Below are 14,586 nucleotides of genomic sequence, written 5' to 3'. Positions count from 1 at the left end.
GTATCGAAACCCATTCCCCCATCACCCGCGTCTCTCCAGTCTAATCCGCCCCGAGGCGCATGGGAGTTCTTTTTTGACGGCAGTTTTTCTCGAAGAGATGTTGCGACACACCCATGCAGGGTACCTTCTTGTCGACAAACACGGGGTCGTTCGTTTTATCAATGAACGCTGCCGTCAAATCCTGCAGTTACCAAACCACCACCTGTTTGGCAGTTCGCTTGAGGACCTGGTGCCCCGTTGGTCGAACTCGCCGCTTGCCGAAGCCGTTGCGGCCGCGCTCGAAAGCCGCATCTCGCACACCTTTCGCGGACCCCATATACAAAGCGGTTTTCGCGAAAGTGCCCTCCACATCAGCGATCAGCCCGGTTTCCAAGTTCGCGTCGGTCCCTTTCAATTTGAAGAACACGCGCTGGCTTTTCTCGAAATGTTCCCCAGCGACGGCTTCAGCGATGTGGTTGATTTTGTGCAGAAACTGCCGGTCCCGGTGATGACCCTCGACCAGAGCCATATCCTCTTTGCCAACCCTGCCGCCTGCGAACTCCTCGAATACGGCGAAACGACCGCGCTGTGCGGTCAATGGCTGGCCGACCGGGTCGCCGACCCCGCCCTGATGGATCAATGGATCGGCCACGTCATTGAGAAAAAAACCACGGTGTACCAAACCACCGAGCTGCTTACCCGCACCGGCCGATCCATCCCGGTCAGCTTCTACCTAAGCACCTTAGAAGGCCCCAATGGGCGCCGCCTGGTCTTCATTCCCCAGTTGATGGAAACCGCCGCCGAGAAAAACACGCCCGCCGATGCCGCCCTAACAACGATCCCTTTCGAGGAAAACGCGGCCGGCATGTGGCTGTGTGATCGCCGGCTGAACCTCACCGCGGTGAACCACACCCTGTGCGAATGGCTGGGCTTCCGCAAAGAAGAATTGATCGGCCGGCCGCTAGGTGACCTGCTGCTTCCAGACCAACAAGCCTTTCTGCTCGATCCCCTGCGCCGCAACAGCGACCAGCGCCGGTTCCACCTGGAAATCTCGGTCATGACGGCGGCCAAAACCACCCTGCAGTGCGTGCTTGAGGTAACCGTGGACCGCGACAACCACGGCGCGGTCCGCCAAGCCTTTGCGGTGGTGGTGGACATCACCAGTTTGTTGCAAATGGAATCGCAGAGTTACCTGACCTCGGTGGTGTTTGACGCAACCGGTGAGGCGATTGTGGTCATCAACAACCACAACACGATTCAAGCGGTTAACCCGGCTTTTTGTTCGATGACGGGTTACCAATCGGAGGCGATTAACGATGCCGCCCCCGAAAAACTCATCGCACCCCATCAGCGCCATGGCTTTGCCGAAAACATCCTGCCCCATTTGGAACAGACCGGCAAATGGGAAGGCGAACTGTGGTTTCAGCGCAAAAGTGGCGAGAACTTTCCCAGTTGGTGCTCGATCACGGCCACCTACCATCACGGGCAATCCACCCAATTTCGCTACGTGATGGTGTTTGCCGACATCACCAAACGCAATGAGTCGGAAGCCATCATCCGCCGTCAAGCCAATTTCGACCCCCTCACGGAACTCCCCAACCGCATTTTGTTTATGGACCGCCTCGGTCAAGCGCTCGAATTGGCAAAACGCATGAAAACCAAGGCCGCCCTGCTGTTTATCGACCTGGACCGCTTCAAGCTGGTCAACGACAGCCTGGGCCATGCGGTCGGCGACATCCTCTTGCAAGAAGCGGCGGTCCGCCTGCGCGATTGTGCCCGTAGTTCGGATACGGTGGCACGCCTTGGCGGCGACGAATTTACCATTATCCTACCCAACCTCAAAGAATCACACCACGCGGAGGTGGTCGCGCGAAAGGCGCTTGCCGAACTGGCGAAACCCTTTAACATCGAGGGGCATCAACTGTACATTTCCGGCAGCATCGGCATCACACTGTACCCCGACGACGGCGATTCCATCCGCGATTTACTGAAACAGGCCGACACGGCGATGTACGGCGCCAAGGAAGCGGGCCGCAACGCCTTTCGCTTCTTCACCCCGGCGATGAACTTGGCCGCCCAGGACCGACTGCGCTTGGAAGGCGAGCTGCGCCGTTCGATGGACCTGGGCGAACTCATGCTGTATTTTCAGCCGATTCTGGCCACGAACGAACGCCGCGTTGTCGGCTGCGAGGCCTTGCTGCGTTGGTGCCATCCCACCCGCAACATCGTCCCTCCCGGCCAGTTCATCTCGCTGGCCGAGGAAACGGGGCTAATCATTCCCATCGGCGAATGGGTCCTGCGGCAAAGCTGCTACCAAGCACGACGCTGGCTCGACCAAGGCTACGACCTGCACATCAGCGTCAACATCTCGACCCGTCAATTCCGCGAACAGGATTTCCGTCAGGTCGTCGAATCGGTTCTGTCCGAATCGGGCCTCCCCCCGCAAAGTCTGGTACTTGAAATCACGGAAAGTTTGGTTTTGGAAGAAACGGAACAATTGATGGAAGACCTTAAACTTCTCACGGCCAAAGGGCTGCGCTTTTCGGTCGACGATTTCGGGACGGGTTATTCCTCGCTGAGTTACCTGCGCCGCTTTCCCGCAAAAATGCTCAAAATCGAACGTTCCTTTTTGCAGGAAGTGGTCCACCGTCGCGACGACGCGGCCCTGGTCGAGGCAATGATCTCGCTGGCCCACAAACTCAACATGACGGTGGTCGCGGAGGGCGTCGAAACGCTTGCCCAATGGGATTTCCTCAAAGAATGCGACTGCGACTTCATGCAGGGCTTTTATTTCTCGCGCCCGCTTCCCGTCACCCAAATGGACGCCTTCCTCGCCGACCATTTCAAGGAAACCCCACCTAACCCGGAAAAGGGCTCAACCTGACGCACAACCTCTAATTTTGCTTTTTCGGACAATTCTAGATAAGGAGTCACATCTTCCCGATAACACACGAATAATCTCCGTTTCATAACTTTTTAAGCGCCGGTGAATCGGATATGATGGAGAGCGATCATTTTTATCCGTGATGCATCATTTCCGGGCTCGGGAACAGCAAACCATGAGGGAGTCACCGTGCTGTTGGATAAACGTTTGTGGTACCTAGCGATCCTGCTAACAGGATGGGTGATGCCGGCGTTGGCCGCGCCCGCCTGGGTCGGGGTTACCACCGGCGCGGTATGGTGCGCGACTCAAGACAGTCAACAGACCTTTATTCCCAAGGTCCAGCAAACACGCCCGGCGCGCGAGGCGGACCAATGCCTGATCCGCGCCATCATGGAAGAAGATGTGGCTCTGATCGACCGCTGCATCGCCCGTGAAGCCGATATCAACTTCCGCGGCAACGGCGGTTGGACGCCGCTGATGGTGGCGGCCACCCGCGGCAACGTCACCATCCTCGAGCACTTACTCGGGCTTGGTGCCAACGTGGAAGACGTGAGCGACGAGGGCTGGAGTTCCCTCATGCTGGCCGTCTACCAAGGCCATGAGCAGGCCGTTTTGTTCCTGCTCCAACAGGGCGCCGATCTGACGCGCGCGGCTTACGTCAAAAGTGATTTTGTGGTTGGGAAACGCACCAACACGGGCATCGACTTCCTCGAACGTTTGGTCGCGGAATACCGCGCCTTGGGTGATAACGCCCAATTCAAGAACTTTTTCCACCTAAACACCCTGATGATCGCGGTGCTGCGCAACCAACGCGACATCCTCGACATCCTGGTCCAAGAAGGCGCCGACATCAATAGCCTCAACGCGGGTGGGATCTCGCCGCTGTTCTGGGCGATTGTGACGGGGGACCGGCAAATGGTGGCGCAAATGTTGGCATTCCGAGCCAATGTGAACCTTCGTTCACCGCTGGGAAAAACGCCGCTGATGTTTGCGGCCGGTTTCGGCTTTGAAGACATTTGTCTGCTGTTAATCAACGCGGGCGCCGAAACCAACGCCATCGACCGTACCGGTAACTCCAGCCTGACCTACGCGGTTCGCCTAGGCCGCAAGAAGTGCGTTTCGCTGCTGCTTCAACAGCCCCACGTGAAGCTTAATCCCAAACCATACCAAACACACACGCCACTGTTGATGGCGATCCAAGCGGGCGACACCGATGTGGTGCGCATGTTGGTGAAGCGTGGTGCGGACATCAACCATCCCAACAAGCAGGGAGAAACACCCGTCTGCGCGGCGGTTCGCCAAGACCGTCCCGAGGTGCTTGCCCTCCTGCTCCGTTACAAACCAGACCTGAGCGCGGCCTATCCACGCAGCGGCAACACCGCGCTCCACTTAGCGGTTATCCAGAACCACGAGGCCATGGTCCGACGCCTGATCGCCGCCGACGCCCCGCTCCATTTAAGGAACAACGACGGTCATACCGTGTTGGATTTAGCGCGCGAAAACGGGCACACCAACCTGGTCAAGATTCTGCTCAAATCCGAAACCAATTGAGGCAGGCCGAGATTCAACGGCGGCACCCACACCGGAGCGCGTCACCTACAAACAAAGGTCACGCTAACACCGAAGCAACCGCATCATCCGCATGCGCCGAAAAGCAAACAAGGGAGCGCCCATCCGGCGCCCATCCTCATTCCATCCAAAAATCCTAAGAGATACCGAATTCCAAGCCAAGCCCATCCGGCACCTATCCTCAATCCATCCTAGTTAAAGAAGTCGACCACCTTCTGGAATACGGACTTCTCCTCTTGCGCCGATTCGTCGTTTAACGCCGCCAGTTCCTTATAAAGCTCGCGCTCTTTTTTGCTGAGCTTGGTCGGGGTTTGCACCACCACTTCCACGTACAGATCGCCGAAACGATGGGGCCGCCCCACAATCGAGAAACCGGCACCGGGAATACGGAAGCGCTTGCCGGACTGGGTTCCCTCGGGAATGGCAAGCTGCTCCTCACCCTTCAACGTGGGGATCGGCAACTCGGTGCCCAAGGCCGCTTGGCTAAAACTGATCGGCACGGAGGCGTAAAGATCGTCGCCCTTGCGGTGGAAATACTCGTGTTCCTCAACCTTGAGGTGGAGGTAGAGATCGCCCGGGGGTCCGCCGTGTTGGCCAGGCTCGCCTTTCCCCGAAACGCGGAGTTGCATGCCCGTGTCGACACCCGGCTGGATGTGAACCTTGATCTCGGTTTCTTTTTCAACAACACCTTTGCCGTAACAGGTGCGACAGCGATCACTGGGATCAACAATTTGGCCGGTACCCCGACAGGTTGGACAGGTACGGCTAATGGCGAAGAACCCACTCTGGACCTGGACTTGGCCGTGACCGCCGCAGGTGCCACAGGTTTTACGACTCGCACCGGCGCGCAGGCCGGACCCCTCACAGGTGTCACAGTTTTCGTTTTTGACAACCTTCACGGTTTTGTCGACACCTTCGAAGGCTTCCATGAAACCCAATTCCAGCACTTGCTCCAAGCTGCGGCCCTGGCGCGCACGTGTACGTGACCGCGAACCGCCGCCACCGCGACCGAAGCCGAAAAAATCACCCAAAATATCTTCAAACCCGGAAAAGGCATCGGCGTTAAATCCGCCGAACCCACCGCTACCACGCAAACCGGCGTGGCCGTATTGGTCGTATACCTGCCGTTTCTCCTTGTCTGAAAGGATTTGGTAGGCCTCGGCCGCTTGCTTGAACTTTTCCTCGGCTTCTTTATCGTCCGGGTTCTTGTCGGGATGGTATTTCAGCGCTAACTTTCGGTAGGCTTTTTTGATTTCCTGATCCGATGCGTCTTTCGCCACACCTAGGGTTTGGTAATAGTCTTGTTCAGCCATAAGCTACGTTTTCCTCGTTGGTGATTGGTTTCCCAAACAGGGCGTTGTCATTTGAGGCAAAGGGTAATCCCGCCGATTTTTTACCCCGACCCTTCGGCCGGCTTTGGGACCCGACCCACGGGAAGCGGGGTCCGGTCCACATGCTAAAAGAAAAAATCCCGGTTCGGGAAGTAAAAAATCGTGTTGCACCGCGGTGCAACACGATTTGAGAAAGGTCTAAAGCGATAAAAAACAGTTCACAAGAAAAAACTCACTCGCCTTTTTGGGTGCCGCCGAACATGATCGCCTCGGAAAGGACCTTGGAAACGCGGTTGATCCCTTCCAAACACTGATCAATCCCCGGGCCGTCTTCGGTTTTCACGGCCTTGCGGGCGTCGGCAATTTGGGCGTTGATTTTTTCCTTCTCGGCATCACTCAGGAAGTGACCGTACTCTTTGAAGGTTTTATCCAAGGTGGTAAGCATGCTTTCCAGCTTGTTCATCTTGCGAATGGTTTCCTTGCGTGCCGCATCCTGGTTGCGGTTGTCCTCGGCGCGCTGGATGATGTCGTCGATTTCACCGGAGGACAAACCACTGGACGGGGAGATGTTAATCGACTGTTCTTTTTTGGTTTGCAGGTCGGTTGCGGAAACCTTCACGATTCCGTTGGTATCGATTTCGAAGGTAACCTCGATTTGCGGCACGCCGCGTGGGGCGGGCGGAATATCGACCAACTCAAACTTGGCGAGCGAGCGGTTGTTGGAGGAGATATCGCTTTCGCCCTGGAGGACGTGGACGCTCACCGTCGTCTGGTTTTCGGTAACCGTGGTAAAGATTTGACTGTAGGCAGTCGGAATGTTGGCGTTTTTCTCGATCATGCGGTAGACCAATCCACCCTGGGTTTCAATACCCAGGCTCAGCGGGGTAACGTCCAGAAGGACGATATCCTTAACCTCGCCTTTGAGGATGGAACCCTGCAGCGCCGCACCGAGCCCAACCACCTCGTCCGGGTTGAGATCGGTGTTGGGTTCTTGGCCAAAAATATCGCTAACCATCTCGTGAAACAAAGGCGTGCGCGACTGACCGCCAACCAACAAGACCCGACCGACATCCTTGGGGGTCAAACCCGCCGCTTGCACCGCTTCCAAACAAGGGGCGCGGGTGCGTTCGACCAAGTCGCGGATCAGGTCGTTAAATACGGGCCGTTCCAACTTGAGGTTAAGGTGTTTGGCGCCGGTCGCGTCCGAGGAAATAAACGGCAGCGAAATATCGGCCGTTTCGACCGCCGACAGTTCGCATTTGGCTTTTTCAGCGGCTTCTTTCAAGCGCTGCAGCGCCATTTTGTCAAAACGCAGGTTGATACCGGTTTCGTCCTGAAAACACTCGATCATCCAGTTGATGATGGCGTTGTCGAAATCTTCGCCACCCAGGAAGGAATCGCCGGCGGTGGATTGGACCTCAAACACACCGTCCTGAACCTCGAGGATACTGACATCGAAGGTGCCCCCGCCGATATCGTAGACAACGATTCGGCCGTTGTAACCGGACTCTAAACCGTAAGCCAGCGCCGCGGCGGTGGGCTCGTTGATGATGCGTTTCACTTCCAAACCGGCAATGGTGCCGGCGTCCTTGGTGGCCTGCCGCTGGGCGTCGTCGAAATAGGCCGGCACGGTAATGACCGCCTCGGTCACCTCTTCGCCCAAAAACTCTTCGGCCGATTCCTTGAGTTCGCGCAGGATAATGCCTGAAATCTCTTGGGGTGAGTAGGTTTCATCGTGGGACTTCACCCAGGCATCGCCGTTGGAGGCTTGAATCACCTCATAGGCCAAGTGCTCGCGGACCGCCTCAATCTCCTGACCAGAGTACTTTTGACCAATCAACCGTTTCACCGCATAGATGGTGTTTTTGGGATTGGTCACGGCTTGGCGTTTGGCGATATGGCCGATCAGGCGTTCCCCCGAATCCGTAAACGCCACCACCGAGGGGGTTGTGCGACTCCCTTCTTTATTGGGAATCACCTTAGGTGTTCCCGCTTCTGAAAACGCCACACAACAGTTCGTGGTGCCGAGGTCGATACCTATAGTTTTACCCATAAAAGCACTCCGTTTTGGTCAGGCTGGATTGATCAGGTTTAACAACTGTATATAAAGGACATTATGCGGTTTCGTCGGTGGTTTCGGCATCACCCGCGGCGGCTTCCTCAACCGGTTCAGCCGGGGCGGCCGATACTTTGACCTTGGCGGCACGCAGCAACTGGCCCTGGTGCTTGTAGCCTTTCTGGAAGACCTGGATCACCGTGTTTTCGGGATACTCGGCCGAGGGTTCGTAGGCAAAAGCCTCGTGCAAATAAGGGTCGAACGGACGTTCCAGCGCTTCCACCTCTTCCAAACCGTTTTGGGTCAAGGTGTCCTGCAACTGCTTGCGGATCATCAGCACACCCACCACAAAGGGGTCCTTTTCATCAGTGATGCTGGTGGTGGCGCGCTCGAAATTGTCGTTAACGTCCAACAAGTCCGTCAGCAAGCCGCGATTGGCACGTTTGACCGCGTCTTGTTTCTCGCGCTCACTCCGCTTGCGAAAATTTTCCAAGTCGGCGCGCGCGCGCAGGAATTTGTTTTGAAAATCTTTAACCTGCGCTTCCAATTCGGCAACGCGGTCTTCCTCGGTGGGCTCGGTTTCGGCCGGATTCACGACTTCAATACCGGTCACTTCCTCAGCCTCGGCAACGGCCTCAGGAGGGGTGTCTTTGGTCTCGTCGTTTTTCACTTCACCTTCCTGATTCTCTTGTACTTCCTGTCCATCGTTCATGAAAAACTCCTCTTATTCAACCAGCCGTAAATCATAGCACAAAAAGCATTGCCCTTAAGCAGCCGTCAGGCCCTTTGCCCCACACGATCATTGGCCAGAGACAGAATTTGCAATATGCGTCGGTACGCCATTCGTTTCGGCCCCAACACACCGACCCCGCCCATCCAGTCCTGCTGGTTGCGGAATCGCGCCAGAATCAACGTCAGCGCTTCCATCGCCGGCGTTGCCATTTCTTTGCCGATGTACACCGTTATCCACGGGGTTTCCGCGGTAAAAGCGCGGTGAATCACCTGCTTAATCTCCTGCTGATCCTCCAACAGCGCAATCACGTTGCGCAGCAGCGCCGCATCGCGAAACTCGGGCATCGCCAACAGCGCGGAGTAACCGCGAAAACGCAGCGTCCCCAGCCGGCTCAGTTGGCGGCTCAATTGGTTGGCCACCGCGGCCACCTTGTTGGTCAGCAAATCGTAGCGACCGGCACTGTCCCAAGCCGCGCTTTCCAGCCGCCGTTCAATTTCGGCAACGCTGGTGCGGCGGAAGTGCTGGTTGATGTAGTTGGCAATTTTTTCCGCCAAATGGGGCGTTAATTCATGGCCGGGAATTTCTAAAAACGTGTGCTGGGTGTAACCACCCTCGGCCACCATCAGTACCAGCACCCGCTTGGTATCGATCCGTTGAAAATGAACGTGGTCCCAGCGCAAGCCCGATTGGCGGAAGGGGATCGAAAAAGCCAGAGAACCCGTTTTGTTTTGAATAAATTCGGCAACCGCTTCCAGATAGTCGGGGCCCAAGGGCGTCTCCGCCAGCAAGGCCTCTAACTCCCGCCGTTCGCTGTCCTGCAAGGGCTCTTCAAATAAAGAAAGATCGTCGACATAGGCGCGGTAACCGCGATCCGTCGGCAAGCGGCCGGCACTGGCGTGAGGTTGGTGCAGGTAACCGGACTGCTCGAGGCGGCCCATGATGTTGCGGATGGTCGCCGGCGAAACGGACAGTGTTTTGGTTTTACAAATCGAGGAAGAACCCACCGGCTCACAGGTCTGATAGTGTAACTTGACCACCTGACTGAGAACCTTGCGCGCGCGATCATTTATCGTCATGCTAAGTGTCACCCGTGATTGAAGACAAGCGAATCCGCGAGAAGCCGACGGCCGTCGCATGGAGGGTCGGATCGCTTCGTTTCGCATGCCACCGAGAGAAGCGGTGGAAGGGCGGCCAACCGGCGGTGGGTCCCATGCCACCCCGGCGTAAGGGGCCAACCCACATTATCGGAAGCCGTCTCCCGTTTGTCAATTGCCGCGACCCGCCGAACCGCGCCAAAACCCGTTACATCACCGCATCCCGCAAAAAAAAGCGACACATGCCCACCAATTCGGTACAATTTGAGCCGTTTTTGCCGGCGCCCGTGCGCCGGACGCAGTCTCACTCGGAAGCCGCTTATGCCATCCTCCCCCACCAACCTCGACGGTCGCAAAGTCCTCATCGTGCGCCTCTCCGCCCTGGGCGACGTGATTCGCACCATGCCGAGCGTCCTGGCCCTGATGAACCGGTTTCCCGACGCCGAATTCTCTTGGCTGGTCGAAGACAGCTCGGCCGGTTTTCTCAAAGCGGTGCGCGGCCCCCGCCTGGTCCAAATTGAACGCGCGGCCCTGCGCCGCGGCGGGCCCGCGGCACGTTTCAAAGCCTGGCAGGCGGTTAAGCAACGGATTACTGCCGAACAATTCGACATCTCTATTGATTTTCACGGCGTCGCCAAAAGCGCCCTCTTCCCTTTGTTGGCGGGCATCCCGCATCGGGTCGGCTACGAACGCGGCGGCAGTAAGGAAGGCGCACGCTGGCTGATTAACGACCGCCTGCAGCTCCCCTCCCCCCACATTTCCCGTTACGACCGCAATTTGGCGCTGGCCCGCGCCTTCGACCCGGAGTTAACACCGGTACAGCCCCAGATCGAACTCAACGAAACCGCGTCGGCCAAGGTCGAAGCGGCCATGCCCGCCCCCGCCTTGCTCCTTTTCCCGGGTACTTCCGACCACGGGCGCAACAAACGCTGGCCGGCGAAATACTGGGCCTGGCTGTACCGCAACCTGACACGCGGCCAAAACCGACCGGTTCGTTTTGTGTTCGGCCCGGCCGACGGCGCCTACCGCGACCAATTGTGCGAGCACCTGGGCGAACCCCCCGACGAATTACCACCCTTGAATTTGGTGGAACTGGGTGCCGCCCTACAGCGCGCCCACCTGTTGGTTTCCTGTGACACGGGCCCGATGCACCTGGCCTCGATCCTCGGCGTACCGATTGTGGCGCTGATGGGCCCCTCCGACCCCGTGCTCAATCAACCTCAGCCAGGCAACCGACGGATGATCATCCCCGAGACACCTTGCGCCCCGTGCCGCAACCGAAGCTGCCAAAGCCTGATCTGCCAGGATTTGACCACCCCCTACCAAGTGCTCCAAGAAGTTCGCGAACTCAGCGCGCAACTGGAGGCCGCCTCATGACGCCCATCCCCGCCTCGGCCCGCAAAATCGCGGTACGCGTGCCCAATTGGATCGGCGATGTGATCATGGCCGTCCCCGCGCTGGAACAACTTCGCGCCGCCTACCCGGACGCCGAAATCATCGCCGTTGCCCGACCCTGGGTAAAGGATTTACTCATGTGGCGCGGTGATTTGATCAACCGCTGCTTGGATTTCGACGACAAAGGGAAACACAAGGGGTTGCCCGGTTTGTGGCGGTTCGGACGCGCCTTGGCCCGTGAGCAATGCGACCTGGGCGTGGTGCTCACCAAACACTTCAAGGGCGCTTTTGTGTTCGCGGTGGCCGGAATCCCCCGCCGTATCGGTTTCGCCACCCCGGAAACGCGCTGGTTTCTGCACGGCGCTTTGGCGCGCAAAAGCCTGCCCAAAACAGGGCGCCACCAATCCTGTGATTACACGGACTTGCTGGCCCATACGAGCAACATTCCGACCCCGAGCGAACCCCTGCCACCCCGTTTGGTCGCCGAGGACCCCCGCCGCGACGCGGCCCAGGCCAAATTCCTCGCCGATTTACCAAAACCTTGGCTGATGGTCCACGCGGGTGCGGCCTTCGGAACCGCCAAGCGCTGGGACAGCGCGGGTTACCGCGATGTCTGTCGCGCCTTTGTCGACCGTACCGGCGGCGGCGTGGTCCTGCTGGGGGTGAAGGCCGAGGCGGAGGAAAACACCACCATCGCAACGGGTTTACCGGAGCGGCATGGTCGCAACCTGTGCGCGGCCACCAGCCTTTCCGAATCACTGGCGCTGATCGCGAGCGCGGATTTTTTCCTGAGCAACGATTCGGGTTTGATGCACGCCGCCGCGGCCTTCGGCGTGCCCCAGGTGGCGATTTTCGGACCAACCGACATCAACGCCACCTTCCCGTTCAACGAGAAAGCACGCACGGTTTACCACCGGGTGGATTGCAGCCCATGCTTCCAACGCCACTGCCCGATCGGCCACGATTGCATGAAAGCGGTAAAAGTGGACGAGGTCACCGCAAACCTGGCGGCGCTGGGGTAACGAAGCCATCGCGGGGCCGCGCGGCGCATAATCCGCCCAACCAACTCGGCTCAGCGATGTTAGTTCCCTCACATTTCCCACGTGGGCCGGCGTCGCGACGGTTGAGCAGCGATATTTTGGGCTAAAATGACCCGGTCCCCGCCACCCAATCCGCCACCTGCTCCGCGCGGGGGACACTCGTGATAACATAGAGGCCCCGTTTTTGACCTGTCATCCATCTTGCCAACCGCGTCGCACAGGCGCCGGCACACCGTTTTGAGGACGTCCCCGTGTTTACCTTCGCCCTTCTTTTGGTGGGAATCAACTTCGCCACCCCCGAACCACAGCCTCACGGGGCTTCCATCGTGATGGGTTCCCAACGCACCCAATTTGAAGTGCGCTCGGATCAGGTCGGTCTGCATTTCCCCGGCTACCACAACAACGGCTACAAACAATCGGTGCAACCCCAACCCGGTGGGTTCCACGTGCAAGTGGAAACGCGCAACGCGGCCATCGCCTCTCGCCTTCGCGGGCGAGCGGTGCGCGATCTGCCACCGGCACTCAAGCCTTTGGAAACGGTGGTCAACCGTCACAAGGACACCTACCTCGCCGACCAAATCACCTTCCTTTTCGCTTGGCTTCAACAGGAAATCACCCTCGAAACCGAATATGTGGCCGACCAAAGTTTGGCCAAAATCATGCGCACCCGCAGCGCCAATTGCGTCGGCCTGGCCAACATCGCCATTGAAGTGCTCGACGCCATGGGCGTAAAAGCCCGCTACGTGACCGGCATCGCCTTCCAACGCAACGACCGCGCGGTGCTTCGCCTCGAAGGCAGTGTGCTCCACCGCTGGATTGAAATTCACTACGACGACGTGGGATGGGTCTTCGCCGATCCCTCCGGCAAGGTAAATTTCGTCGAAGCGACCTACTTGCTCATGGGCATTGACACCCTCCATCCCTTGGAGACTACCAAACAACTCGCGGTCGGCAGTTATGTCGAACTGCTCAAACTGGAGAACGGATTCCGCGTGGCCGGCCGCATGCCGGGCCTGGATTCCCGCCTGCGTATTCGACCCAACCGTTTAAGCGCGCGTCCCTAAGGGGGACGGGAAAAAAGCGTGGGAAAACGGGCCTAAATAGGTTAGGCTAGCGCTACCATCGACTTAAAATCCAGCTCTTTATCACACCGTCATCAGCGGCGACGCTATTTGGAGAAGCGACCATGCATATTAACGACTTGCTCAAAATTGCAACAGAACGCAAAGCTTCCGACTTACACCTCAAGGTAGGCAGCTACCCCATCATCAGGATTGACGGCGGCTTGGCCGCGATTGAATCCGTCAACCGCCTGATGGCCGAGGACACGGTGTCGATGGCTTTCTCCATTCTCAACGGTCGCCAGAAACACAAATTTAAAGAGAACCACGAAATCGACGTGGCCTACTCGGTTCCCGGCTTAGGCCGTTTCCGCTGCAACGTGTTCCAACAACGAGGCACGGTCGGCATGGTTCTGCGGGTCATTCCGGTGCGCATCATGACCATTCGCGAGCTGATGTTGCCCACCACCATTGAAGACATTTGTAACGAACAGCGCGGCATGATTTTGTGCACGGGTACCACGGGTTCGGGTAAGTCCACCACGCTGGCGGGTATGATCGATTACATCAACGCGCGCCGCACGGAACACATCATTACCATTGAAGACCCGATTGAATTTTTGCACCGCGACAAAAAGTCGATTGTGAACCAACGGGAAATCGGCGTCGATACCAACTCGTTCTCCAACGCGTTGCGCGGTGCCCTGCGTCAGGACCCGGACGTCATTCTCGTGGGTGAGATGCGCGACTACGAAACCATCGAAACCGCCATCCACGCCTCGGAAACGGGCCACTTATTGCTTTCGACCTTGCACACCTTGGACGCCACCGAAACGGTTAACCGCATCATTTCGGTTTTCCCGCCCCACCAGCAGAAACAAATCCGCTTGCAGCTTTCCGGGGTTTTGAAAGCGATCATTTCGATGCGCCTGGTTCCTCGCAAAGACAACAAGGGTCGGGTCCCGGCGGCGGAAATTATGATTGCCACGCCGTACATCAAAACCTGTATTGAAGAAAAAGAAAAAACCAAACAGATCCACGACGCCATCGCGGCCGGTGTTTCCCAATACGGCATGCAGACCTTTGACCAATCGCTGTATTACCTGTGGAAATCGGGTTTGATTACCTACGAAGAAGCGCTGAAACGCTGTACCAACCCGGACGAATTCAAACTCAAAGTCCAGGGTATTCAGAGCACCAGCGACATCGCCCGCGACAACATGGAAAGTTCGATTGCTGCCTCGCCCGGCCTCAGTGTCAGCGGCGCCGGCGGCGGCCCCTCCACGCTGGACAGCAACGAATTCACCAACGACATGGGCACCGGCGGCGGCCAATCCGACGACGACCTCTTTGATTTCAGCAGCGAACTGGACTAAATTGAAATCTCAGAGGGCTTACATGAACTGAAAAAAATAAACGATTAACCGCGGAAGCGCTTACCCTT

10 protein-coding genes are annotated in these 14,586 nt (G+C 57.6%); 6 read left to right on the top strand and 4 right to left on the bottom strand.

From position 1 onward, the window contains the following. Nucleotides 1-73 precede the first annotated feature (73 nt). Nucleotides 74-2,863, top strand: a complete 2,790-nt coding sequence (locus J3U88_RS08070; protein WP_207858157.1) for a sensor domain-containing protein — start codon at nucleotides 74-76, stop codon at nucleotides 2,861-2,863. Between the two features lie 189 nt (nucleotides 2,864-3,052). Continuing rightward, nucleotides 3,053-4,414, top strand: a complete 1,362-nt coding sequence (locus J3U88_RS08065; protein WP_207858156.1) for an ankyrin repeat domain-containing protein — start codon at nucleotides 3,053-3,055, stop codon at nucleotides 4,412-4,414. Nucleotides 4,415-4,623: 209 nt separating this feature from the next. Here the strand turns inward: J3U88_RS08065 and dnaJ are convergent, their stop codons facing one another. The 4 genes from dnaJ to hrcA form a co-directional block, all read right to left on the bottom strand. Continuing rightward, complete coding sequence (gene dnaJ / locus J3U88_RS08060) at nucleotides 4,624-5,745, bottom strand: molecular chaperone DnaJ (protein WP_207858154.1); 1,122 nt, start codon at nucleotides 5,743-5,745, stop codon at nucleotides 4,624-4,626. Between the two features lie 250 nt (nucleotides 5,746-5,995). Beyond that, on the bottom strand, nucleotides 5,996-7,816 hold the full coding sequence (dnaK, locus tag J3U88_RS08055) for a molecular chaperone DnaK (protein WP_207858152.1): 1,821 nt from the start codon (nucleotides 7,814-7,816) through the stop codon (nucleotides 5,996-5,998). Nucleotides 7,817-7,877: 61 nt separating this feature from the next. Next, entirely contained in the window at nucleotides 7,878-8,531 is a 654-nt protein-coding gene (locus J3U88_RS08050) for a nucleotide exchange factor GrpE (protein ID WP_207858151.1), read from the bottom strand. A gap of 65 nt (nucleotides 8,532-8,596) precedes the next feature. After that, nucleotides 8,597-9,628, bottom strand: coding sequence for a heat-inducible transcriptional repressor HrcA (hrcA, locus tag J3U88_RS08045; RefSeq protein ID WP_207858149.1), 1,032 nt, complete (start codon nucleotides 9,626-9,628; stop codon nucleotides 8,597-8,599). A 339-nt stretch (nucleotides 9,629-9,967) separates the two neighbouring features. Between hrcA and J3U88_RS08040 the strand changes: the two genes are divergently transcribed. The 4 genes from J3U88_RS08040 (at nucleotide 9,968) to J3U88_RS08025 (ending at nucleotide 14,518) form a co-directional block, all read left to right on the top strand. Next, entirely contained in the window at nucleotides 9,968-11,023 is a 1,056-nt protein-coding gene (locus J3U88_RS08040; protein WP_207858148.1) for a glycosyltransferase family 9 protein, read from the top strand. After that, the gene (waaF, locus tag J3U88_RS08035; RefSeq protein WP_207858147.1) at nucleotides 11,020-12,063 is read left to right on the top strand and encodes a lipopolysaccharide heptosyltransferase II; all 1,044 of its coding nucleotides are present in this window, start codon (nucleotides 11,020-11,022) and stop codon (nucleotides 12,061-12,063) included. The genes J3U88_RS08040 and waaF overlap by 4 nt, the downstream gene beginning before the upstream one ends. A gap of 269 nt (nucleotides 12,064-12,332) precedes the next feature. Beyond that, nucleotides 12,333-13,145 carry a transglutaminase domain-containing protein gene (locus J3U88_RS08030; RefSeq protein ID WP_207858146.1) on the top strand — a complete coding sequence of 271 codons (813 nt, stop codon included), beginning with the start codon at nucleotides 12,333-12,335 and terminating at the stop codon, nucleotides 13,143-13,145. A gap of 122 nt (nucleotides 13,146-13,267) precedes the next feature. Next, complete coding sequence (locus J3U88_RS08025; RefSeq protein WP_207858145.1) at nucleotides 13,268-14,518, top strand: type IV pilus twitching motility protein PilT; 1,251 nt, start codon at nucleotides 13,268-13,270, stop codon at nucleotides 14,516-14,518. Nucleotides 14,519-14,586: the final 68 nt, after the last annotated feature.

Source organism: Acanthopleuribacter pedis (assembly GCF_017377855.1).
GTDB classification, from domain to species: Bacteria; Acidobacteriota; Holophagae; order Acanthopleuribacterales; family Acanthopleuribacteraceae; genus Acanthopleuribacter; species Acanthopleuribacter pedis.
This window is presented reverse-complemented; position numbering and strand designations above follow the sequence as displayed.

What these genes read in the sequence shown, in the direction of transcription:
- dnaJ (WP_207858154.1), bottom strand. Translation starts at nt 5,745, where the DNA reads ATGGCTGAACAAGACTATTACCAAACCCTAGGTGTGGCGAAAGACGCA.
- dnaK (WP_207858152.1), bottom strand. Translation starts at nt 7,816, where the DNA reads ATGGGTAAAACTATAGGTATCGACCTCGGCACCACGAACTGTTGTGTG.
- J3U88_RS08050 (WP_207858151.1), bottom strand. Translation starts at nt 8,531, where the DNA reads ATGAACGATGGACAGGAAGTACAAGAGAATCAGGAAGGTGAAGTGAAA.
- hrcA (WP_207858149.1), bottom strand. Translation starts at nt 9,628, where the DNA reads ATGACGATAAATGATCGCGCGCGCAAGGTTCTCAGTCAGGTGGTCAAG.
- J3U88_RS08040 (WP_207858148.1), top strand. Translation starts at nt 9,968, where the DNA reads ATGCCATCCTCCCCCACCAACCTCGACGGTCGCAAAGTCCTCATCGTG.
- waaF (WP_207858147.1), top strand. Translation starts at nt 11,020, where the DNA reads ATGACGCCCATCCCCGCCTCGGCCCGCAAAATCGCGGTACGCGTGCCC.
- J3U88_RS08025 (WP_207858145.1), top strand. Translation starts at nt 13,268, where the DNA reads ATGCATATTAACGACTTGCTCAAAATTGCAACAGAACGCAAAGCTTCC.